Raw genomic sequence first — 21,828 nt, forward strand, 5'->3', positions numbered from 1 at the left:
AAGATCTCTCAACCTCTAATTAGTTACTTGCGCTCGTCTTAGCAGCTTGCACCGCACGACGATTGGTACCCAAACCTTGTAAGTAAGCAATCAAAGCATCTTCTTCTGTTTTGCCTTCTAACTCTTTTGGACCATTTGCAATTTGCTCATCTGTATATGGCACACCCAAGCGACGCAAAGCTGTCATGTGAGCTGAAATATCACCCACATTGCTAGCTGGCTTGTTTTGTAACCATGGATAGCCAGGCATATTTGACTCAGGCACTACATCACGTGGATTACGCAAGTGAATACGATGCCAATCATCAGAATAACGCTGACCTACACGAGCCAAGTCAGGACCTGTACGCTTTGAACCCCACATAAATGGGTGATCGTATACAGACTCACCTGCCACTGAGTAAGGACCATAACGCTCTGTTTCTGAACGTAATGTACGAATATGCTGTGAATGGCAACCTAAGCAACCCTCACGTTGATAGACGTCACGTCCAGCCAAACGTAGCGCTGAATATGGTGTTACACCCTCAGCAGGTTTAGTTGTTGAATGTTGGAAGAACAATGGCACGATTTGTACCAAGCCTGCGATTGCAACAACAAAAATTGTCATCACAATCAACCAACCAGCATTACTCTCTAGCGTATTGTGAGAGAAGAACTTTTTATTATCAGACATAGAATCTCTCCTTTAGCTTAGTGGGCAGCTGCAATAGCAGTTGGAATTGGAGCATCTACAAACTTCTTGTGCTGAACTGTTTTCAACACGTTGTAGGCCATTACAAACATACCTGACAAGAAGCACAAACCACCCAACAAACGAATTGCATAGAACGGATATGTTGCTTTTACAGATTCAACAAAGCTGTATGTCAATGTGCCGTCTGGTTGGAAAGCTCTCCACATCAAACCTTGCATCACACCAGCAATCCACATAGCGGCGATGTAAAGAACAACACCGATCGTAGAAATCCAGAAGTGCAACTCAATTAACTTAGTGCTGTACATTTCTTTTTCGCCAACCAAACGTGGGATCAAGTAGTACATAGAACCGATAGTGATCATTGCCACCCAACCTAAAGCACCTGAGTGCACGTGACCAATCGTCCAGTCTGTGTAGTGTGACAAGCTGTTCACTGTCTTAATAGACATCATTGAACCTTCAAAAGTCGACATACCGTAGAAAGACAAAGCGGTAATCAAGAACTTCAAGATAGGATCACGACGAAGCTTATGCCATGCGCCAGACAAAGTCATGATGCCGTTAATCATGCCGCCCCATGATGGCGCTAACAAGATCAATGAGAACACCATACCTAAAGACTGAGTCCAGTCAGGCAATGCTGTGTGTTGCAAGTGATGAGGACCCGCCCACATATATGTAAAGTTCAATGCCCAGAAGTGAACGATTGACAAACGATATGAGTAGATTGGACGCTCAGCTTGCTTAGGAATGAAGTAATACATCATGCCCAAGAAACTTGTAGTCAAGAAGAAGCCCACCGCGTTGTGACCGTACCACCACTGAATCATGGCGTCTTGTGCACCAGCGTAAGCTGAATATGACTTAAATAAGCTAGCTGGCATTTCAATGTTATTAACAATATGCAACATCGCAATCGTCAAAATATAAGCACCGAAGAACCAGTTAGAAACGTAGATATGCTTAGTTTTACGCTTGATCACAGTACCGAAGAAAACTACGGCATATGCAACCCAAACCAAGGTAATCAAAATATCGATTGGCCACTCTAGTTCGGCATACTCTTTAGAGGTAGTAATACCTAAAGGTAGAGTCACCGCTGCTGCTACGATAATTGCCTGCCAACCCCAGAAAGTGAAGGCAGCTAACTTATCGCAGAACAAACGAACCTGACAGGTACGCTGCACGATGTAGTAGGAAGTCGCAAATAACGCGCTACCACCGAAGGCAAAAATAACCGCATTAGTATGCAACGGGCGCAGGCGACCATAGCTCAAAAACGGAATATTGAATGTGATATCTGGCCAGATCAGCTGAGCAGCCAAAATCACCCCCACCAACATGCCCACAATGCCCCAAAGCACTGTTACTAAAGCGAATTGGCGTACAACTTTGTAGTTAAAGTTGTCTTGCGTATTACCCACGGCAAATCCCATGGTTTCTCCCTTTACTAGCCGAATGGCCGATTTATCCCAGTCCTGATTATCGAACTTGGTGCTTTTCAAGACCTTGATATAGGTCAAGTTTGTGAGGGAGAGTTAGTTTTTTGTATTAATCGGGGACAAAGTGTCTACTTTGTCTGATACAGAATTGGATTTGGGCGTGTCATCATCCATCAAGATCGCATGACCAGGTCCTTCTAAATCCTCAAACTGGCCATTTTTTACAGACCAATAAAGAACTGCCACGATGAAACCAATCACGACCAGTGACATTGGGATTAGAAGATATAAGCTTTCCATGGCGTGAGTCTAACCTATTGTTTTGAGAACGTTGCTTTAACAGTTAGCTTAAAGAGCTAACTTTTCTCAGACGCCATGCATTTAAAGTGACAGCCAACGACGAGATTGACATGCCTATGCCCGCAATCCATGGATTAACCCAACCCATCATGGCTATGGGTATAGCTACGACGTTGTAAACAAATGCCCATATTAAGTTTTGACGCATGATGATTTTTGTTTTATCTGCTAATTGCAATGCTTGAGATAAAGGTCTGAGTGACTCAGTTGTTAAGACTGCATCAGCGCCAGCTTGCGCCAATGGCGCCCCATTGCCCACTGCCACAGAGACATCTGCTTTAGCTAAAAATGGTGCATCGTTAACACCATCACCAACTGCCCAAATTGTTGCTCCCTTTGACTGTAACTCTTCAATGTATGAAAACTTATCCTCAGGCAATGCACCACCACGATGTTGATCAATGCTAAAGTAATTTGCCCACCAAGCAACTGTCTTTGCATCATCACCAGATAAAAGATGAACGTGGATGCCTCTATGCTGCGCTGCTTGAATCAGCTCTTTTGCACCCTCCCTTGGACTATCAAGCAATGCAAAAACTGCTAATAGCCCCTCTTCATCTCTCAAGTAAACCAAACTAGATTGCTGGTGCTCTAGAGGCACATCAATCGCACCAACAGATAACCATTGACGACTGCCTAATTGATATTGACCAGATTTCAACCCCTTGCCCAACTCGCTAACAGTTGGCTCAGATAATTTTGCAGGACTAATTTTTTTCTTTTGGGCTGCATCAATGATGGCTAAAGCTAATGGATGCTTTTGCCCAATCTCCATCGCCAAAGCAATGGCTAAAACATCATTCTCTGTAACGCCCGCTCGAATATTCAGGACTTGTTTTAATTCAGGATGCCCCGTTGTGAGTGTGCCTGTTTTATCCAACACTAGATCAGTGGCTTTTGCCAATGTTTCCATCACATGACCACGCACCACCAGCAACCCTAGCTTGGTGATAGCCCCTTGTGCAGCAGCCATAGCTGCTGGCGTTGCTAGAGATAAAGCACAGGGACAGCTTGCGACTAATACAGCTACTGCTGTCTCCCAAGCTCTAACTGGATCTAAAAAATACCAAGCAACGGCAGTTAACCCAGCAGCCATCATTAAGAAGACTACAAAGTATCCAGCCCACTTCTCTGCCAAGCCCACCATATGTGGTTTTGCTTCTAATGCTTTATCTAAAAGCGATGCAATACCTGCAATACGAGTACCCTGCCCAACTGCCGTGACTCTCATCAAAATTGGACTTTCGATGTTGTGACTACCGGCATATAAAGCATCACCAATATTTTTAGCAACTGATCTTGATTCGCCTGTTAGCAAGGCTTCGTTTAAGTTAGCAACTCCCGCAATTAAGACACCATCGACCGGCACCAACTCACCAGGAGAAATACGTAAAACATCACCAACCTGACATCTGACTACAGCAACAGTTTTAGATTCCTCAGCTGGGTATTGTTCCAAACGTTCACACGTTGCAGGCAATTGTTTGGCTAACGCTTCAGCACCACCTTGAGCATCTTGTCTTGCCAGTAATTCCAAATACCTAGCGCCCAACAAAAATGCCACAAACATGGTGATGGAATCAAAATAACTCTCACCAACACCAAATACCAAACTAATTGTTCCCGCTATGAATGCCAAGGCTATCGCGAGAGTCACAGGCACATCCATGCCCAACATACCCGTCTTAGGAAATGATTTGATGCTGTGCCAAGCTGCGATAAACATTGGGCCTGCCGAGTAAAAAACTACTGGCACCGTTAGAGCCCAACTGGTCCAATCCAAAAGGAGTGCATGCTCCGCTAATAAATCTTGTGCATCTGTATAGGTTGGCCAGGCGTACATCATCACCTGCATCATCCCCAACATGGCTACACCTAAACGCATCAAAAGCTGGCGGCGCTCTTTTTTTGCAATACCAGCACTCATCGATGGCTCGAAAGGCCAAGCCTCATAACCAATTTGCTCGACCGCATGCAAGAGCCTAGATAACTGAACCTGTTGAGGGTCAAATCTGACAATTGCTCGCTGAGTCACGTAGTTGATTTGCACATCTTTAACACCCGGCAAGCGCTTGAGATGCTGCTCATTGAGCCAAACGCAGGCAGCACAGCGAATCTTTTCTAAACGCAGCGTTGTTTCAATCTCACTGGGATATTGTGCTGATGGTCGCGTAAAACGATCCAACAAAACAGAATCGTCATAAGCCAATAAATGCTCAGGGACTTGATCGCCTAAATGATCTAAACCCTCTGGCTTACCTCCTAACGGAATACGTCTGGCATAAAAGGCATCCAATCCTTGCCCATGAATTGTTTGAGCAATGGCCATACAACCTGCACAACAAAAATAACGTGGCGCCCCACCCAACTCAGCCTCATAAGGACTATCTTCTACTAAGTCGCCACCACAGTGATAACAAGCTTCACTGGTTTTATTGGAGTTCTCAGGCTGTGTATTCATCTCAGCCTGAGATTCTAGGCTTTCTTTTTACTTATAGGAAACTCTATCTAGAATTTTTTGTGCATAAATTTGATTTTTACCTATTGCAGCAATAGAAATGTTTTCTTCTTTAAAGCTACCCCATTTATTTAGTGCTGGATTATTGGTTTTTACAGATTTAACTGCTGGCCACTCATTATTGCCATCCGCAAAGTACTGTTGAGCTGAATCACTGGCCAAATATTCCAAGAATTTAATCGCTGCAGCCTTATTAGGAGCATTCTTAGCAACTGCTCCACCTGCCACGTTCATATGCGCGCCAGAGCTTGCTTGATTAGGCCAAATTAAACCAATCTTAGAAACTACTTGTTGATCAGCTGGCTTATCGGACCTCATCAATCGTGCCAAGTAATATGAATTCGTTAATGCAACACCGCATTCACCAGATGCAACCCCTTTGATTTGATCTGTGTCACCACCTTTGGGTGCACGAGCCATATTAGCCACCATGCCTTTAGCCCATGCTTCAGTAGCTGCCTCACCGCTACGCTCATACATAGCACCAATCAAAGACAACATATAAGGATGAGACCCCGAACGAGTACACACCTTGCCTTTATTTACAGGATCCGCTAATTTTTCATAGGTATCCACATCGCTAGCTTTAACTGTGGCTTTGTTGTAAACAATCACACGAGCACGTGTAGAAAAGCCAAACCACTGTGAACCTTGACCAGCATCGTTTGATCGAAGGTTTTTAGGTATTCTTGTTTCTAGTACTTTAGATTTGACTGGCTGGAATAAGCCATCAATCTCAGCACGCCACAACCTTGCTGCATCCACCATCAAGATTACATCCGCTGAACTATTTTTACCTTCGCTACGTAAACGCTCATACAAAGCATTGTCATCTGCCTCAATGCGATTAATCTTGATACCTGTTTGCTTGGTAAAGTCTGCGTAAAGTGCCTCATCCGTCTGATAGTGTCTGGCTGAATATAAATTCAAAACCCCAGAAGACTGAGATAATGCTGGTAATGATGTGGTAAGACCTACAGTAGCCATTGCCACTAACAAGGATTTTTTGCTTAAAAACATATGAAGAACCGCTCCGTTTTACGTAATCAATTAAATACAATTGAGAATAATTCTCATATAGATTACCACAATTCTAGAAGACGGTTCTTGACCGCCATCAGTTTAGGGGCAATTAGCTCTCTATCATTACCTGGCTGCGCCAGCTGGATGGGTAAAAAGCCCGTAATTGGTCTTGCCTTAGGTGGCGGCGCGGCACGCGGGTTTGCTCATATTGGCGTGATTAAGGCATTGGAAGCCGGGGGAATCAAACCTGACTTAGTGGTTGGCACCAGCGCCGGCAGCGTTATTGCCGCTTTATATGCTGCTGGCAATAAAGGCACTGATCTCAACAAAATAGCTTTGTCTTTGGATGAGGCATCGATTACTGATTGGGCTCTACCCTTCTCAGGCAAATTTGGCGGCATGATCAAAGGCGATGCGCTACAAACAACTATCAATCGTCTTTTGAAAAACCAGTCCATAGAAAATATGGCGATGCCCTTAGGTATCGTTGCAACCGATTTACAAACTGGTGCTGGCGTACTATTTCGCCGTGGCGATACCGGACAAGCGGTACGTGCATCCTGCAGCGTGCCAGGAGTATTTCAGCCAACCACCATCAATGGACATGAATATGTTGATGGTGGCCTAGTATCTCCAGTACCTGTTCGCTACGCTAAACAAATGGGCGCTGATTTTGTGATTGCCGTAAATATTTCCACAGAGCCTAGCAGTCAAGATAGCAGTGGCACATTAGGCATCTTGCTACAAACGACTTCTATCATGGGGCAAAGTATCAACCAGTTTGAACTCGAAAATGCTCAAGTGGTTATTCGTCCGCCACTGAGCAATATGAAAGGCACTGACTTCAAAGCGCGCAATGCTGCCATTTTGGCTGGTGAAGAGGCCGCCATGAAACAAATGGCTGAAATCAAAAGCAAACTTGGGATGAAGTAATAATTATTTTGGTTAAGAAAAAAGAGCCTTACGGCTCTTTTTTATTTAACTGAGTTTGTGTATTAGAGTCTGCCAGACTTTTCAATACGCTCTTGGTAATCAAGCAATAACTGCTGGCGCTGTTGCTCAGTCATCGCATCAAAACCTTCCATGCGACGCGCACCGTTATAACGCTTTTCCCAATAAGCCTTAGTCATATCATCCACGCGAATTGACTTGCCTTTTGATGGTGCGTGAATAAATTTGTTATCCCCCACATAAATACCCACATGTGAGAAGGCATGACGCATGGTGTTGAAAAATACTAGATCACCTGGACGTAATTCATCTTTGCGAATCTCTAAGCCCACTTGGCTCATTTGCGCAGATTTACGAGGCAACAAGAAACCGAATGTGTCATTGAATACATAACGCACAAAACCACTGCAATCCAAACCACTTTGTGGCGTATTACCACCCCAGCGATAACGCACACCAATTAATTGCATCGCATTATTGATCAATGACTCTGTACCGTCTACGACAGATGAAGTCACTGTATTTGCCAATTGGCTGGCAACTGATGTGATGCGATTGGATGCTTCAGGCTCAGTAGCAGACTGCGCCAAAACCGCTGGGGTTTGGAGCGATACAATCACTACGAACAATGCGAGAAGCTTTTGCTGTGTTTTAGACATGAAGGGACATTATAACCTGAACATTAGCTTACAAGCTAGTCTCAGGTTATAAGGCTACATGATTGATTTGTTTGCCTTTTTTCAAGGTAATGATGCGATGCGACATAGCATGAACCACTTCCAAGTCATGACTAATCAGCAAATAAGCCATGTTGTACTTGTGTTGCAGATCAGACAGAAGCGTCAATACTTGCTTCTGAATAGTCACATCTAGCGCAGATGTTGGTTCGTCCAAGACCAAAATTTGCGGCTTGAGAATTAATGCCCGAGCAATTGCAATCCGCTGTCGCTGCCCACCAGAAAACTCATGTGGGTAACGGTTATACGCCGTGCGATCAAGCCCTACTTCTTTGAGCACTTCAATCACCCTGGCTTTTCTACCGTCTTCAGATAGCGTTGGCTGATGCAACGCTAACCCCTCTCCAATAATTTGACCCACCGTCATGCGAGGCGATAAAGATCCAAATGGGTCTTGGAAAATCACCTGAAAAGAAGCCCTTAACTGACTGCGTTCTCTAGACGTCATCTTCGCCCATGAGTATCCCAACACTTCTACCTGCCCACTAGTTCTTGCCCCAGTTTGCCCAAGCAAATCTAATAAAGCCATGGCCAAGGTTGATTTACCAGAGCCAGACTCACCAATAATGCCTAAAGTCTCTCCTTGCTTTAGGTCCAAGCTGATGTTTTTAACCACAGACTCGTATTCCCGCTTAAACAAGTCTGAAAAATGTAAACCTCTAATAAATTTCTTAATCCCTGTACTCAAAAATCCGCTACCGGCTTTTGGATAATCCACGCAAATATCTTGCGCTTTCAGTAGAACAGGCGCGATAGGCACCAATGGCAAAACATTTCTAACTGGAGAGCTATGAACAAGACTTTCTGTATAGGTATGCTCTGGTCGATCAAATACTTCTTCAGTAGAGCGACACTCCAGTAACTTGCCTTGATGCATGACAGCCACACGCTGTGCGAAGTAGCGCACGATATTCAAATCATGTGTGATCAAAATCACGGCCATGCCACCATCTGCTTTGGCATCTTCTTGCAGCTCTTTTAGTAAATCCAAAATCTGCAGACGCAAACTAGGATCTAAGGCTGTAGTAGGTTCATCAGCGATTAACAATCTTGGTTTGCAGGCCAAAGCCATAGCGATCATGGCACGCTGTCTCTGTCCACCAGATAGTTGATGTGGGTAGTACGAAAAACGCTCTTCTGGCTGTGGAATACCAGTCTTTGTTAATAAAGCAATCGCTCTACTCTTACATTCTTGCTGGGTTAGTAATGGTTCATGACACTGCACAGCTTCCATGATTTGATTGCCCACTGTGTAAAGAGGGTTCAAAGCTGTCATGGGCTCCTGAAAAATCATCGCCACATCTTTACCACGAATTCCACGCAACTCACGCTCAGATAACTTCAGCAAATCATGAGCCTTTGTTTGCTCACGACCAATTTTGATAGAAACGCTACCAGTAACATCCCCGCCCTCTGGAAGCAAACCTATTAGAGATAAGCCCGTTAAGGTTTTGCCTGAGCCAGACTCACCCACAATCGCAATACGCTCACCCTCTGCTACTTGCAGACTAAGATCGTTGACAACCACTTTGCGACCAAAGCGAATGGTTAGATTCCGAATATCGACCAACATCTCTTGGCTCATAAGCCATTCCCCTGCTTTGCACGACGGTTATCAAAAGCATCACGCAATGCATCACCCATGAAAGTAAGCAACATCAATGTGCCAGCCAAAACCAAAAAAGTTGATAAAGAAATCCACCAAGCATCTAAGTTAGCCTTACCTTGAGACAATAACTCTCCGAGGCTTGCTTTATCAGGTGGAACACCCAAACCCAAAAAATCCAGGCTGGTGAGTGCCAAGATGGCGCCACTCATCCTAAACGGCAAAAATGTAATTACTGGCGTCAAACTGTTTGGCAAGATATGTCGCCACATGATTTGTTGACTAGACAAACCTAGAGCTTGCGCTGCGCGCACATACTCCAAAGAACGATTTTTTAAAAACTCTGCACGCACGTAATCCGACAAACCCATCCAGCCAAATAGCGATAGCAAAACAATTAATAGGCCAACACTTGGAGAAAATATAGAAGCAAAAATAATCAGCAAATAAAGCTCTGGCATCGAACTCCAAATTTCAATGGCACGTTGCGAGATCAAATCTAAACGACCACCAAAATAGCCCATCAAGGCACCAGTCAAGACACCAATAAAAACACCAATGATAGTCAGGCACAAGCCAAATAAGACCGACAATCTAAAGCCATAAATCAACCGGGCCAACACGTCACGACCACGATCATCAGTGCCTAACAAATTATCTCTCGATGGCGATGCTGGATTAGGCTCTTTAGCAAAGTAATTCAGTGTGTCATAACGATAGGTAATAGGTGGATAAATCGCCCAATTACCTTTTTTACTAAAAGTTTTTTTAATATCAGGATCGAGGTAATCTGTAGGTGTAGGAAAGTCACCACCAAAAGTTTTTTCAGGATAGTCTTTAACAATTGGCGCATAGAAGCTACCCTCGTACCTGACTAAGAGAGGTCGATCATTGGCAATGATCTCTGCAAACAAACTCAATACAAATAAAACTATAAATATCCACAAACTCCAATAGCCCAAGCGATTGGCTCTAAATCGGGCCCACTGATCACTCTCACGTAACCGACGCAGTAGAGTCATACTCATGCACGACCCCCTTGGCTATCAAACTGAATACGCGGATCAACCAAGACATAAGCAATATCCGAAATTAATTTGGTCACCAAACCAATTAAAGTGAAAAGATATAGAGTGCCCAATACCAATGGGTAATCACGTCTAATCACAGCCTCATAGGAAAGCAACCCTAAACCGTCTAACGAGAACAAGGTTTCGATGAGTAAAGAGCCTGTGAAGAATGCCCCAATGAATGCCGAAGGAAACCCTGTTACCAACGGAATCATTGCATTACGAAATACATGTTTCCAGAGAACTCTATCCTCACTCAACCCTTTAGCTCTTGCAGTGATGACATACTGCTTGCGAATTTCTTCCAAGAAAGAGTTCTTGGTCAGAATTGTGATGACAGCAAAACTACCCAACACAGAAGCTGTAATAGGTAAAACCAAGTGCCATAAATAATCCATGACTTTACCGATCAAACTTAACTGAGCCCAGTTATCAGAAGTTAAACCTCTCAAAGGGAATAGCTGTAAAAAACTGCCGCCGCCAAATAAAACCAATAAGAGCACACCCAAGACAAAACCAGGAATGGCATAACCAATCAAGATAACTACGCTCGTAGCGGTATCGAATCGAGTCCCTGCACGTACCGCTTTTTTAATCCCAAGTGGTATCGATATCAGATAGGTGATTAAAAAAGTCCACAGTCCCAAACTAATTGAAACAGGCATCTTTGAAAGAACTAACTCCCAAACACTCTTGTGCTGATAGTAGCTTTGACCCAAATCAAACATCGCAAAACGTTTGAGCATATGAAAATATCTTTCATGCACAGGCTTATCAAAACCATAGAGCGCTTTAATTTCTTTTAAACGCTCTTCATCAACGCCCTGACGTCCTCGATAAGTTGCTCCACCACCTGATGACTCTCCCGCCCCCACGCTAGCCTCACCCCGACCCTTGAGCTCTAACATCATTTGCTCTACAGGACCGCCAGGCACAAATTGAATCACGGCAAACGTCAAAGTGATTACTCCCAGCAAGGTAGGAATCATCAATAAGACACGCTTGAAGATGTAGCGGAATAAAGCACCGTTCACTGAGAGACTCCAGCTTTATTGGTTGATGGTGGCACGCGCCACCACGTAGAAAGTATCCATGACTCGGCGGCAAAATAATTTGGCGGCTGCGGGAATGCTAAATCTGATTTATAGGCTACGCGATGGGTCGGGCTATACCAATGTGGCACCACATAATAACTGTGGGTCAAAACCCGATCCAATGCCCTAGTAGCTGTGATTAAATCTTTTCTAGTTTGGGCTTTGACAATTTCTCCTATAAGCGCATCCACCACTGGTGATTGCACACCAATGATGTTGTCAGCGCCTTTAGTTGTTGCAGACTCACTGCCATATCGATCCCACAACTCATTGCCTGGGCTTTGAGAGTCAGGGAACTTCATACTAGTCATGAAGAAATCAAATTCTTCTAGGCGCTTTTGATACAAAGCGTAATCAGTAGTCCTAATATCGACCTTGATACCCAGTTTTTCTAAGTTACGTGCATAAGCCAACACCAAGCGAGACATGGCGCCACCATCATCCATGAACTCAAACTCAAAAGCTTGTCCCTTAGCATTTCTGAGTGCACCATCTTTGTATACCCACCCTGCTTGCGCCAACAACTCTCTGGCTTGTCTTAAGTTTTGACGCAAGCTTGATGGCGCTTCCGTTGTCACAGGCAAGGTCATAGGACCCAATGCTTTTGCAGGAAAGTGCTTGGGATAAGCTCTTTGCAAAGGTTCTAATATTTTTCTTTCAGCAGCACTGGGCATGCTCGCAGGTTGATATGAGGCACCTAAATCACTGTTTGAGAAATAACTATCAATACGATGATATTGACCGTAGAACAATAAGCGGTTCATCCACTCAAAATCCAGCGCAAGGGTCAAAGCCTCACGCACACGCTGATCTTGAAAAATCGGCTTGCGAATGTTCATTACAAAACCCTGCATGCCAGCACCATTCCTATGAGAAAAATGCTGCTTCTTTAATGTGCCGTCTCTAAATTTAGGACCAACATAACTCTTGGCCCAATTTTTAGCTCGGTATTCAACCAAAGTATCAAACTCACCAGCCTTCAGCGCCTCCAACCTAGCTGTGTCGTCTTTGTATAAACGATAAGAAACACGATCAAAGTTAAAGAACCCTACTCTGACGTTTAAATCAGCCCCCCAATATTGAGGATCTTTCTTGAAGACAATACTTTTACCAATATCATAAGACTCAATCAGATACGGTCCGCTTCCAATGGGCTTCTCAAAGGTCAATTGGTTAAATGGTTTACCCGCACCCGTGGCGTCTTTGCCCCACTTTTCAGAAAAGACAGGCATTGATCCCACTAATAGTGGCAACTCTGTATTTTTACGATGAAAATCAAAACGAATCACTCGCTCAGAAACCACAACCGCCTGCTTCACATCTGCATAAACAGTTTTAAATTGCGGACTGGCCAATTTGCTCATCAAGGTATCAAAAGAATATTTGACGTCTTTGGCTAAAACAGGGGCTCCATCATTAAATCGTGCGTTTGCTCGCAAACGGAAAGTAACGCTCAACTGATCTTTGGCCAAGCTAACGTCTTCAGCCAAAAGACCATAGGAGGATGCGATTTCATCAGAACTGCCAATCAGTAGGCTTTCAAACATCAACTGAGCCACACCAGGTGCAGTCACACCTTTGAGTGTGAATGGATTGAATTTATCAAAGCTGGTTCTTCGATCAGGATTAGGCAGGTTGAGGGTGCCACCTTTAGGGGCATTTGGATTAACGTAAGAAAAATGCTTAAACCCTGCTGGGTAGAGCAAATCTCCGTACTGAGCAAACCCATGAGCAGCCCAAGCATTGCCAGACAGACCTATTCCAGCCATGGTGAATAGGCTTAAAATAGCGGTCAGAAGTAAGGGTCTAATCATCAGCATGTGTGACAATTGTAATTAGACATTAACAAATGCATCAAAAAGATAAAAGGAAGCAAAAATGGGTTTCTTAGCCGGCAAAAAAATCGTCCTTACAGGCCTACTTTCTAACCGTTCTATTGCTTATGGTATCGCCAAAGCCTGCCATCGTGAAGGTGCTGAATTAGCCTTTACTTATGTAGGGGAACGTTTCAAAGACCGTATCACTGAATTTGCTGCCGAATTCGACAGCAAACTGATTTTTGATTGTGACGTCGGTAGCGACGAACAAATTGACAAGCTATTTGCCGACATATCGGCTACTTGGCCAAAATTTGATGGCTTGATCCATTCCATTGGTTTTGCACCGCGTGAAGCAATTGCCGGAGACTTCTTAGATGGTCTATCAAGAGAGTCATTCAAAATTGCTCACGATATTTCAGCGTACAGCTTTCCAGCGATGGCTAAAGCTGCCCTACCAATGCTTAATGACAAGTCAGCATTACTCACATTAACTTACCTTGGCTCACAAATGGTGGTACCTAACTACAACACCATGGGTCTAGCAAAAGCTTCTCTAGAGGCCAGCGTACGTTACTTAGCCAACTCCGTGGGCCCTAAGGGTGTGCGCTGTAACGGCATTTCAGCAGGTCCCATCAAAACTTTGGCGGCTTCAGGCATTAAAGGATTCGGCAAAATTTTGGATTTCGTTGAAGCTAATGCACCATTGCGTCGTAACGTCACCATTGAGGATGTAGGTAATGCAGCGGCATTTTTAATGTCTGACCTTGCTAGCGGTATTACTGGCGAAATCACATACGTTGACGGTGGCTTTAGCCACGTTGTTGGCGGCATGGCTGAGGCTGAGTAAGCCAAACTCTTCAAATCATGGGGGCGTATATAATTGCGCTCTTCACGGAGAGATGGATGAGTGGTTTAAGTCACACGCCTGGAAAGCGTGCGTAGGTTAATAGCCTACCGCGGGTTCGAATCCCGCTTTCTCCGCCAAATTCACAATATAAAAAAGGGACTTAAAGTCCCTTTTTTAATATTTGACATCCTGATACCCGCTAATTATCTGTTTGCGATTTGGCTGCAAAAATTGCTTGGCGCAGCTCCGCATCATTCTCCACCAATAATTGAAACCGACTTTCTGAGACTCTTTGTAAGAGAGTCGCACGATATTGCTCCCGTCTTAATTTTTCAAAAAACACGGCTGTTAATAAAGTAATAATTAGGAAAACTATTTGATCAGTCACATCTGTATCAATTCCAATATCAAACGCACCATAAGGTTCAATAAAGAAATAAATAGAAACAGGAATACTCATCAATAAAAATACAAATGAGGGCCAAAATCCATAAAAGTAAGCCAGCATAGTGCAATTAATTGCAAAAAATAAAGTTGGGAAATGCTCATCCAAACGATCATGTAATGAAAATCTTAGAAAAAAAGCCAAAAAGAAACCAATTGCACCAATCAGGTAAGGCTTCCAATCTGGAGAGCTCCAGCGCTTACTATTTTTAATTTTCATAATGTTTTAAATCTTATTTTTTATCTATACTGCAAATAATACAGTTAGTTTTTTGTGCCTACACCTCACATCTAAAATTTTTATTAGTGACTACTTTTAAAGCCTCCAATTCAGAACATGCCGTTGTTTTAATACATGGTTTATGCGGCACATCCATGGAATTAGGCTCAATACCTAAAGCATTAAAAGATGCTGAGTATCAAGTTCACATTTGCGAAATTGAAAACTACACAGCGTCGATGCTCAATAAATCACAAAGAATTGACTGGGAGCTGTGGAGTCAGCATGTCAACATGATTGTTACCGAGCTTCTTGAAAAACATGTGACAGTTTCTTTGTGCGGATTGAGCATGGGAGCAACATTAGCTCTCGCAGTTGCATCAGAGAGATCTGATATCACTTCTGTATCCCTACTCTCACCCATATTACGTTACGACGGCTGGGCAATTAAATGGTATGAAAATTTAATGCTAGTTCCTTACCTACTGGGATTAAGAAATTGGTCATATAAGGAGCAGGATCCTTTTGGCATTAAAAATATTGAATTACGTCGACGTGTAGCGAAATCAATGCTCAAAGATGGCGTATCTCAAGTAGGTGCAGCTCAAATTTCAGCAAGACATCTCTACACTGCCCGAAAAATGATGAAAGAAGTGAGAAATTCATTATCTGAGGTAAAGGCGGATGTGTTGTGCATACATGCCATTGACGATGAAACTGCTGCACCACGCAACACGGAGCAGATAATTGATGAGGTTGGAAGCGAAACAAGAAAAGCAGTATGGCTTGGTGATTGCTACCACATCATTACAGTTGATAATGAAAGAGAAATCGTTACAAATGAAACATTACGATTTATTCAAAAATCAATTAATGCTCATGAAAATAACATTGACTATAGAAAAGTATCTAATCGATCAATGCTTAAAGATAGAAGATAGTTAGTCATGATCAAGATTAAAAAAGGGGCTTTGTAGCCCCTTTTTTAATCAAAGCCCATCTAGCTAATCGTTAGACAAATGTTTTGCTGAGTAATTCGAGAATGTTTCATAAAGAATTGGCAACACAATCAAGGTGAGTAATGTTGCAGTTACCAAGCCGCCAATAACAACTATTGCTAAGGGCTTCTGAGTTTCTGATCCTATGCCTGTTGATAGCGCCATTGGCAACAAACCCAACATGGCCAAGAGCGCTGTCATCAATACTGTTCTCAAACGCTCAACCGAACCCTTGATCACCGCTTCTCTGAGACTGTAACCTTCGACTTGCAACTGGTTAAAGTAGGTCACCAAAATCACACCATTTAGAACAGCTTGCCCAAACAAAGCAATAAACCCAATTGCTGCAGAAACGGACAATGGTGTACCAGTTATAAACAATAAGAAAATGCCACCAATCATCGCAAATGGTACGTTTGAAATAATCAACAACGCACTGGGTAGCGAATTAAAGGCATTAAATAATAGTAAGAAAATAACCAAAATTGAAATTGGAATCACAATCGACAAGCGAGCCATGGCGCGCTCTTGATTCTCAAACTCTCCAGACCAATCAATTCTGACATCATTCACTTTTACATTCTTAGCAACTGCAGCTTGCATATCTTTCACGACACTACCCATATCTCTATCACGAATAAACACACCAATAGAAGTGACTCGTTGTCCGTTTTCGCGACTAATATTCATAGCACCTGAAATTGTCTTGAAGTTCATAACTTCAGATAGAGGAATTTGTGCACCATTTGGGGCTGACACCAAGGTATTAGGTAGATTACCCAAATACCTCTCGCCCTCTTTTAGACGCACAACTACTGAGAAGTGCTTCTCTCCTTCCCATAGCTCTGTAGCAACTTTACCGCCTAAAGCAGTTTCAATGACGTCTTGAAGATCGCCAACATTCAAACCATAACGAGCAGCTTGTACCCGATCAATTTCTAAAATAAATTGAGGTAACTCACCTTCCCTATCGATAAAGGCTCGCACAACACCCTCTACTTTTGAAACCTGATTCAAAATATCGGAGGCAACATCTTTATTTCTAGTCAAGCTATCACCTAAAACTTTGATGACGATTTGACCCTTGATTTGAGAAATACTCTCCAGGATGTTATCTCTAACTGGTTGTGAGAAATTAGGCTCAACACCAGGCAATGATCTTAAATTGGCATCAATTTCACTAACAATGTGAGACTTTTTATGCCAAAAGCGCCAATCTTTTTCAGGTTTCAAATCAACCAAAATTTCGACTGTATTAATTAGCTTCGGATCAGTGCCATCATCTGGACGACCCACTTTAGAAATAGTTGTTAATACTTCAGGCGTTTGAGAAATCACCTCTCTCATCACCCTAGCCTGCTCTTTCGCCTCCTGAATTGACACCGATGCGGGTAAATCAACACTGATCCACATAGCACCCTCATCCAACTCTGGCAAAAATTCACTACCTAGCAATTTAGCAACAACAATTGTTATCAGCATTAGACCGCCTGCTATTTTCAACACTTTAGCCTTGCTATTTAGGGCCCAATCTAAAGCTGCTTTATAGCGATCTTTACACCAATGGACAAACCTAGAATCCTCATGGCCAATGTCTTTCGTTAAGAACAAATGGCATAGCATCGGTATTACTGTTAATGAAATAATCAATGAGCCTATCAGTGCTGATGTTACGGTATAGGCCATAGGCGCAAATATTTTTCCCTCGTGCCTTTGCAAGGTGAAAATTGGAATATGAGCTGCGATAATGATGATGATAGAAAACAATGTGGGACGACCCACCTCTGTTGCAGCTCTAAAAATCGCTCTCTTTCTCTGACGAGAACTCTCCAAATGTTCAGGGCTAAGTTCACCCAAACGTCTAAAGATGTTTTCAACCACAATTACTGCACCATCAACAATGATGCCAAAATCCATCGCTCCTAAAGATAAAAGATTGGCGGGTATACCAACAATGGTCAAACCTATGAAGGTCGAAAGTAATGCTAATGGGATAGTGATTGCAACAATCGCAGCAGCCCTAACATTTAGCAAAAATGCATAGAGCACCAAAACAACCAATATTGCGCCTTCAACCAAATTGCCAAATACAGTTTTGAGCGTTTTATCAATCAGCCATGAGCGGTCGTAATAAGGCTCTATCTCTACCCCTCTTGGCAAGATTTCTTGATTTAATTTCTCCACTTTTTCTTTAATACCCTCAAGCACCCTAGTTGGGTTCTCGCCTTTGCGCATTAAAACAGTACCAACCACAATATCGTCTTCTTGATCTTGTGCCATTAGACCTTGCGGAGGCGCAAATGAAGTTTTAATTTCAGCAATGTCTCTCACCAAAATCGGTACACCCCGATTTTCAGCAACTACCACGCCAGCAATCTCTGCAGAAGACTTAAATAATCCGATTGATCTCAATAAAAACTGCTGATGACCTTCTTCTACACGACCACCACCCGCATTAGAGTTGGCTCTTGATAAAGCATTAAATAATTGAGCAAGACTAATCTTGTAATCCCGCATCTTAGCCAAGTTAGGATTAACCTCGTACTGCTTGACCTGACCACCTATGGTGACCAAGTCTGCAACACCTGGCACTTGTCGCATATGCTTCTCAACAACCCAATCCTGTAAAGTTCTAAGTTCTTGAGTGCTTTTACCAATACCCTTTAAGCGAAATCGATAAATCTCACCAATAGCAGTAGATAAAGGCGCCACATCAGGCTGGACACCATTAGGCAAATCAACGCTGCGCAAGCGTTCAATAACCTGCTGCCTTGCTATGAGGTCAGTAGTCTTATCGTTAAATGTCACCATCAAAAATGACAAGCCAAACTGAGTATGAGAAAAAACTCGAACTGAGTTTGGAAGCCCTGATAAAGCTACCTCAATAGGAATAGTTACTTGCTTTTCGACCTCTTCAGCTGCTCTACCGTTATATAGGGTAATGACGTTCACCTGAATATCCGAAACATCAGGGAATGCCTCAACTGGCAAACTCTTAAAGGCAAAAGTACCCGCCAAAATAAGTATTAAAAGACCTAAACTAACAAATAGTTTTTGATCTAAAGAAAAGCGAATAATCCGATTAAGCATTCAATCAACCCTTAGTGTGTAATACCTTGATACACATCATCCAAGAGTCGGGCTGGCGATGACTCAACTTTCCCCTTTTGAGCTCTCACACTTGATCGAAGAATTTCTTGAAGATACAAGTTACCTTCTGTCACAACTTTTTGATCTTGTTTCAAACCCTCAAGAATCTCAACTTTATCCGCAAAACGTTTACCCACTTTCACTTCATGGCGCTCGTACTTATTGACATCTAATTCAACAAACACGAAGTGCTGGTCCCCAATTAAAAATACTCCTCTAGCTGGAACAATGATTCCCTCTAAGTTGGTTACTGGAATATCTGCCTGAACAAACATTTCAGCACGCAATTTTTTATTTTGATTCGGAACTTCCACTCTGACCTTTAAAGTTCGAGTAACTGGGTCAATGAAGTCAGCAATCTGAATAATTTTTCCAGTTAGCTTTTCGTTTGGCAGCGTGTTGTTATAAATAGTTACCTCCGCACCTACTTCAAAGCGCCCAAGATCAACCTCTGAGGCTTCTAAAACAGCCCACATGTTATTTGGGTCAGTAATGGTCAGTAAGGGTACATTTGATAAATCAGAATTTAGCTCTCTGCCAGGATAAATATTTTTTTCTACTACAACCCCCTCAGTTGGGGTGTTGAGTGGAAATTTCTGATTAATAGAGTTATAACTGGCGCCTAGTGCTTTAATTCTGGCGCTAGCCCGATCAAACTCTGCAATTACTTGTGCAGTATCCGACTCAATTTGCTCAAACTCTTTTTTCGAGATGATTCCGTGGGCATAAAGCTCTTTGGCACGGCTTAAAGTTGATTTAGCTAATATTGCCGCAGCCTGCGCTTTACGAGCATCTGATTGTGCCACTCCAAATTCTGGGGACTGTATATAGGCTAGCGACTGCCCCTTCTTAACAGTCTCACCCAACTGGACTTCGACTGACTCCACACGACCAGCAAATGGACTATAGATTTTGGCTGTTTTTTCTTCATTCCAAACTAAGCGGCCAGGCAACACAAGGTTTTGCACCCCACCAGCCATTAGCTCAGACGATTTAATACCATTTAAAGGTTTTGTTACACCCTTAAAGTAAATCAACTCACCTTCAACAACTGGCTCAATAACAACTCGAGAAGGTTTGTAAACACACTTAGCAAAGTTAACCACCATCATAGAAATAATTACGATATATGCAATTCTAAGTACCTTCTTATGATGTGCGCCCCAAAACTTTTTCGGTTCAGCAGGTAAGTTTTCATGCACCTGATGAATAACCTGCGCCTCTAAAGCATTAAATTTCTCAATATAGGCTTTAGATTTAACTTGGTCAAAGAGTCCTTTGAATAAACTTAATATGGTTGTTTTAATAAAGTTGATTAACCAAGCAAAAAGACGCCAAGTATCTCTTAAGAATTGACCAATATTTTTCATTATTTATCGTCTACCTCAATCGCCAACTTAAATGCACTTAAACCTTTTGCAAAGTCAGCTCTAGTTTGTGATGCCTCAGTGCGAGCTTGTCGCAATGAACGCCTTGCATCAATGAAATCCAAAACTCCAATAGCGCCTTTTTTGTATGCAAACTCAGCCGCTGCAGCAACTTGTTCTGCGCTTGGCAATACGTCTACAAGAACTCTATTTAAACGCTCCTGATTTGCTTGTAACTCTGCCTCTTGATATTCAAGTTGCGCCACCGCATCTCTCTCGCCGCGCCATTGATTGTCTCTCGCCCTGTAATACTCAGCCTCAGCCCTCATGGCCTCACCTTGATATTGATGCCTAATAAATAATGGGATACTCAAATTCACCATATAAGTATTAATCGTGCCATTTTGGACGGAGCCCGTCACCGGCAAATGGTTATATTGCAAACCCACCGTCACATCCGGAACTTTTAGGGCTCTTGCTAAATCGCGTGAATTTTCTGCAGACAAAGTTCTACTCTTCAAAGCTTGTAAATCAGCTCTTGAATCAATCTTGTCCCACGGAATGGCAGGTAATGCAAGTTCATGGTTAGGCCAATCAGCGATTAACAAACTCTTATGAATATTTTTTCCATAGCCTAAAGCTTTTGCCAAACCAGCCTTTGCTCTTGCTAAGTCAGACTTAGCTAGTTGATATTCATTATTAGCTCTAGCTATATCGAGTTTGATTTTATTCAGATCAATTTCAGAGATGTCACCTACTTTGTATCGAATCTTGGCAGCATCCAACACATTTTTATTCATCTCAACAATATCAAAGAGATCTTTCTCTTTTTGCTGAGCCCCTAATCCATCATAGAAAATTTGCTCAATGCTAACTAGTACGGCTCTTTCAGCATACTTCAAGAAATATTGAGATGCTAATTCAGCTGCTGTTGCAGCATTTGCACGGTATTTAGCTTTACCACCCAATTCAATCAACTGATCAATTCTGACTGAACTATCTACCTTCTTTGTACCCTGAGGGCTTTGACTGGGATGTGGGTTAATTGAATCAGCACCCAGAGTGATATTTGGATTTGGGCGTTGCTCTGCAATCACTCGATCAGCAATAGCCAACTGGTGCTCCAAGCGATAAGCAGCTAAATCAGGGCTGCACTGCATTGCCCTGTCTAAAATTACCGTTAGATTGAGGTTAATAGGAGCTTGTGAGCTGCATTGACCTGCATCCAAAGCCTTATTACTTTTGCTAGGTTTAACTACTTGTGCATTAGCCGAGCCTGCTGAATGTAGCAATAAGATTGCACAACCAACATTAATAACTCGCTTTAACTTCATAAACATTACCCAAATAGTTCGCTTCTTTAATTAAGCAATCAATATGATTCAGCTTTAAACCTTATAAAAACTAAAATTATCTTGATTAATCAATAACCATCGATATTGTCACATGAAAACCCATAAAAAAAGGGTCCGAAGACCCTT

17 protein-coding genes and 1 tRNA gene are annotated in these 21,828 nt (G+C 42.7%); 4 read left to right on the plus strand and 14 right to left on the minus strand.

All coding sequences use genetic code 11. From position 1 onward, the window contains the following. Positions 1–19: 19 nt before the first annotated feature. The 5 genes from ccoO to CFR83_RS01075 form a co-directional block, all read right to left on the minus strand. On the minus strand, positions 20–676 hold the full coding sequence (gene ccoO, locus CFR83_RS01055; RefSeq protein ID WP_088812068.1) for a cytochrome-c oxidase, cbb3-type subunit II: 657 nt from the start codon (positions 674–676) through the stop codon (positions 20–22). A 17-nt stretch (positions 677–693) separates the two neighbouring features. Next, positions 694–2,136 carry a cytochrome-c oxidase, cbb3-type subunit I gene (gene ccoN, locus CFR83_RS01060; protein WP_088812069.1) on the minus strand — a complete coding sequence of 481 codons (1,443 nt, stop codon included), beginning with the start codon at positions 2,134–2,136 and terminating at the stop codon, positions 694–696. A 102-nt stretch (positions 2,137–2,238) separates the two neighbouring features. Then, positions 2,239–2,442, minus strand: coding sequence for a cbb3-type cytochrome oxidase assembly protein CcoS (ccoS, locus tag CFR83_RS01065; RefSeq protein WP_088812070.1), 204 nt, complete (start codon positions 2,440–2,442; stop codon positions 2,239–2,241). Between the two features lie 43 nt (positions 2,443–2,485). Further along, entirely contained in the window at positions 2,486–4,963 is a 2,478-nt protein-coding gene (locus CFR83_RS01070) for a heavy metal translocating P-type ATPase (protein WP_088812071.1), read from the minus strand. A gap of 27 nt (positions 4,964–4,990) precedes the next feature. Continuing rightward, positions 4,991–6,007 (minus strand): extracellular solute-binding protein, encoded by a 1,017-nt coding sequence (locus CFR83_RS01075; RefSeq protein ID WP_243383365.1) that lies wholly within the window; start codon positions 6,005–6,007, stop codon positions 4,991–4,993. Between the two features lie 120 nt (positions 6,008–6,127). Here CFR83_RS01075 and CFR83_RS01080 point away from each other — a divergent pair, with 120 nt between their 5' ends. Next, a complete protein-coding gene (locus tag CFR83_RS01080) occupies positions 6,128–6,976 on the plus strand; it encodes a patatin-like phospholipase family protein (protein ID WP_423808363.1) in 849 nt (282 codons plus the stop codon). A gap of 62 nt (positions 6,977–7,038) precedes the next feature. Here the strand turns inward: CFR83_RS01080 and CFR83_RS01085 are convergent, their stop codons facing one another. From CFR83_RS01085 to CFR83_RS01105, 5 genes are read right to left on the minus strand one after another with little or no spacing between them, the layout of a single operon-like run. Continuing rightward, on the minus strand, positions 7,039–7,653 hold the full coding sequence (locus CFR83_RS01085; protein WP_088812073.1) for a C40 family peptidase: 615 nt from the start codon (positions 7,651–7,653) through the stop codon (positions 7,039–7,041). 46 nt (positions 7,654–7,699) lie between these two features. After that, on the minus strand, positions 7,700–9,316 hold the full coding sequence (locus CFR83_RS01090) for an ABC transporter ATP-binding protein (protein ID WP_088812074.1): 1,617 nt from the start codon (positions 9,314–9,316) through the stop codon (positions 7,700–7,702). Then, positions 9,313–10,365, minus strand: coding sequence for an ABC transporter permease (locus tag CFR83_RS01095; protein ID WP_207758541.1), 1,053 nt, complete (start codon positions 10,363–10,365; stop codon positions 9,313–9,315). Before CFR83_RS01095 ends, CFR83_RS01090 begins: the two co-directional genes overlap by 4 nt. Further along, positions 10,362–11,441 carry a microcin C ABC transporter permease YejB gene (locus tag CFR83_RS01100; protein ID WP_088812075.1) on the minus strand — a complete coding sequence of 360 codons (1,080 nt, stop codon included), beginning with the start codon at positions 11,439–11,441 and terminating at the stop codon, positions 10,362–10,364. The genes CFR83_RS01095 and CFR83_RS01100 overlap by 4 nt, the downstream gene beginning before the upstream one ends. Next, positions 11,438–13,321: an extracellular solute-binding protein gene (locus tag CFR83_RS01105; RefSeq protein WP_423808364.1), complete on the minus strand. Its 1,884-nt coding sequence runs from the start codon at positions 13,319–13,321 to the stop codon at positions 11,438–11,440. The genes CFR83_RS01100 and CFR83_RS01105 overlap by 4 nt, the downstream gene beginning before the upstream one ends. A 58-nt stretch (positions 13,322–13,379) precedes the next feature. Between CFR83_RS01105 and fabI the strand changes: the two genes are divergently transcribed. Both fabI and CFR83_RS01115 read left to right on the plus strand, forming a co-directional pair. Then, positions 13,380–14,168 (plus strand): enoyl-ACP reductase FabI, encoded by a 789-nt coding sequence (gene fabI, locus CFR83_RS01110; RefSeq protein ID WP_088812076.1) that lies wholly within the window; start codon positions 13,380–13,382, stop codon positions 14,166–14,168. Between the two features lie 46 nt (positions 14,169–14,214). Next, positions 14,215–14,305, plus strand: a tRNA-Ser gene (locus CFR83_RS01115). Between the two features lie 62 nt (positions 14,306–14,367). Here the strand turns inward: CFR83_RS01115 and CFR83_RS01120 are convergent. Further along, the gene (locus CFR83_RS01120; RefSeq protein WP_088812077.1) at positions 14,368–14,832 is read right to left on the minus strand and encodes a DUF4118 domain-containing protein; all 465 of its coding nucleotides are present in this window, start codon (positions 14,830–14,832) and stop codon (positions 14,368–14,370) included. Positions 14,833–14,918: 86 nt separating this feature from the next. Here CFR83_RS01120 and CFR83_RS01125 point away from each other — a divergent pair, with 86 nt between their 5' ends. Beyond that, positions 14,919–15,773 carry an alpha/beta hydrolase gene (locus CFR83_RS01125; RefSeq protein ID WP_243383300.1) on the plus strand — a complete coding sequence of 285 codons (855 nt, stop codon included), beginning with the start codon at positions 14,919–14,921 and terminating at the stop codon, positions 15,771–15,773. 63 nt (positions 15,774–15,836) lie between these two features. Here CFR83_RS01125 and CFR83_RS01130 read toward each other — a convergent pair whose 3' ends face one another. Genes CFR83_RS01130 through CFR83_RS01140 form a run of 3 tightly spaced genes read right to left on the minus strand, consistent with a single transcriptional unit; the run spans position 15,837 to position 21,681 of the window. After that, positions 15,837–18,920, minus strand: a complete 3,084-nt coding sequence (locus CFR83_RS01130; protein WP_088812079.1) for an efflux RND transporter permease subunit — start codon at positions 18,918–18,920, stop codon at positions 15,837–15,839. A gap of 11 nt (positions 18,921–18,931) precedes the next feature. Then, positions 18,932–20,350: an efflux RND transporter periplasmic adaptor subunit gene (locus CFR83_RS01135; RefSeq protein ID WP_088812080.1), complete on the minus strand. Its 1,419-nt coding sequence runs from the start codon at positions 20,348–20,350 to the stop codon at positions 18,932–18,934. Continuing rightward, complete coding sequence (locus tag CFR83_RS01140; protein WP_165765030.1) at positions 20,350–21,681, minus strand: TolC family protein; 1,332 nt, start codon at positions 21,679–21,681, stop codon at positions 20,350–20,352. Before CFR83_RS01140 ends, CFR83_RS01135 begins: the two co-directional genes overlap by 1 nt. Positions 21,682–21,828 lie beyond the last annotated feature (147 nt).

The sequence above is a fragment of the Polynucleobacter victoriensis genome (assembly GCF_900187875.1).
GTDB lineage: Bacteria > Pseudomonadota > Gammaproteobacteria > Burkholderiales > Burkholderiaceae > Polynucleobacter > Polynucleobacter victoriensis.

What these genes read in the sequence shown, in the direction of transcription:
- CFR83_RS01140 (WP_165765030.1), bottom strand. Translation starts at nt 21,681, where the DNA reads ATGAAGTTAAAGCGAGTTATTAATGTTGGTTGTGCAATCTTATTGCTA.
- fabI (WP_088812076.1), top strand. Translation starts at nt 13,380, where the DNA reads ATGGGTTTCTTAGCCGGCAAAAAAATCGTCCTTACAGGCCTACTTTCT.
- CFR83_RS01120 (WP_088812077.1), bottom strand. Translation starts at nt 14,832, where the DNA reads ATGAAAATTAAAAATAGTAAGCGCTGGAGCTCTCCAGATTGGAAGCCT.
- CFR83_RS01135 (WP_088812080.1), bottom strand. Translation starts at nt 20,350, where the DNA reads ATGAAAAATATTGGTCAATTCTTAAGAGATACTTGGCGTCTTTTTGCT.
- ccoN (WP_088812069.1), bottom strand. Translation starts at nt 2,136, where the DNA reads ATGGGATTTGCCGTGGGTAATACGCAAGACAACTTTAACTACAAAGTT.
- CFR83_RS01095 (WP_207758541.1), bottom strand. Translation starts at nt 10,365, where the DNA reads ATGAGTATGACTCTACTGCGTCGGTTACGTGAGAGTGATCAGTGGGCC.
- CFR83_RS01090 (WP_088812074.1), bottom strand. Translation starts at nt 9,316, where the DNA reads ATGAGCCAAGAGATGTTGGTCGATATTCGGAATCTAACCATTCGCTTT.
- ccoS (WP_088812070.1), bottom strand. Translation starts at nt 2,442, where the DNA reads ATGGAAAGCTTATATCTTCTAATCCCAATGTCACTGGTCGTGATTGGT.
- CFR83_RS01105 (WP_423808364.1), bottom strand. Translation starts at nt 13,321, where the DNA reads ATGCTGATGATTAGACCCTTACTTCTGACCGCTATTTTAAGCCTATTC.
- ccoO (WP_088812068.1), bottom strand. Translation starts at nt 676, where the DNA reads ATGTCTGATAATAAAAAGTTCTTCTCTCACAATACGCTAGAGAGTAAT.
- CFR83_RS01070 (WP_088812071.1), bottom strand. Translation starts at nt 4,963, where the DNA reads ATGAATACACAGCCTGAGAACTCCAATAAAACCAGTGAAGCTTGTTAT.
- CFR83_RS01085 (WP_088812073.1), bottom strand. Translation starts at nt 7,653, where the DNA reads ATGTCTAAAACACAGCAAAAGCTTCTCGCATTGTTCGTAGTGATTGTA.
- CFR83_RS01075 (WP_243383365.1), bottom strand. Translation starts at nt 6,007, where the DNA reads ATGGCTACTGTAGGTCTTACCACATCATTACCAGCATTATCTCAGTCT.
- CFR83_RS01130 (WP_088812079.1), bottom strand. Translation starts at nt 18,920, where the DNA reads ATGCTTAATCGGATTATTCGCTTTTCTTTAGATCAAAAACTATTTGTT.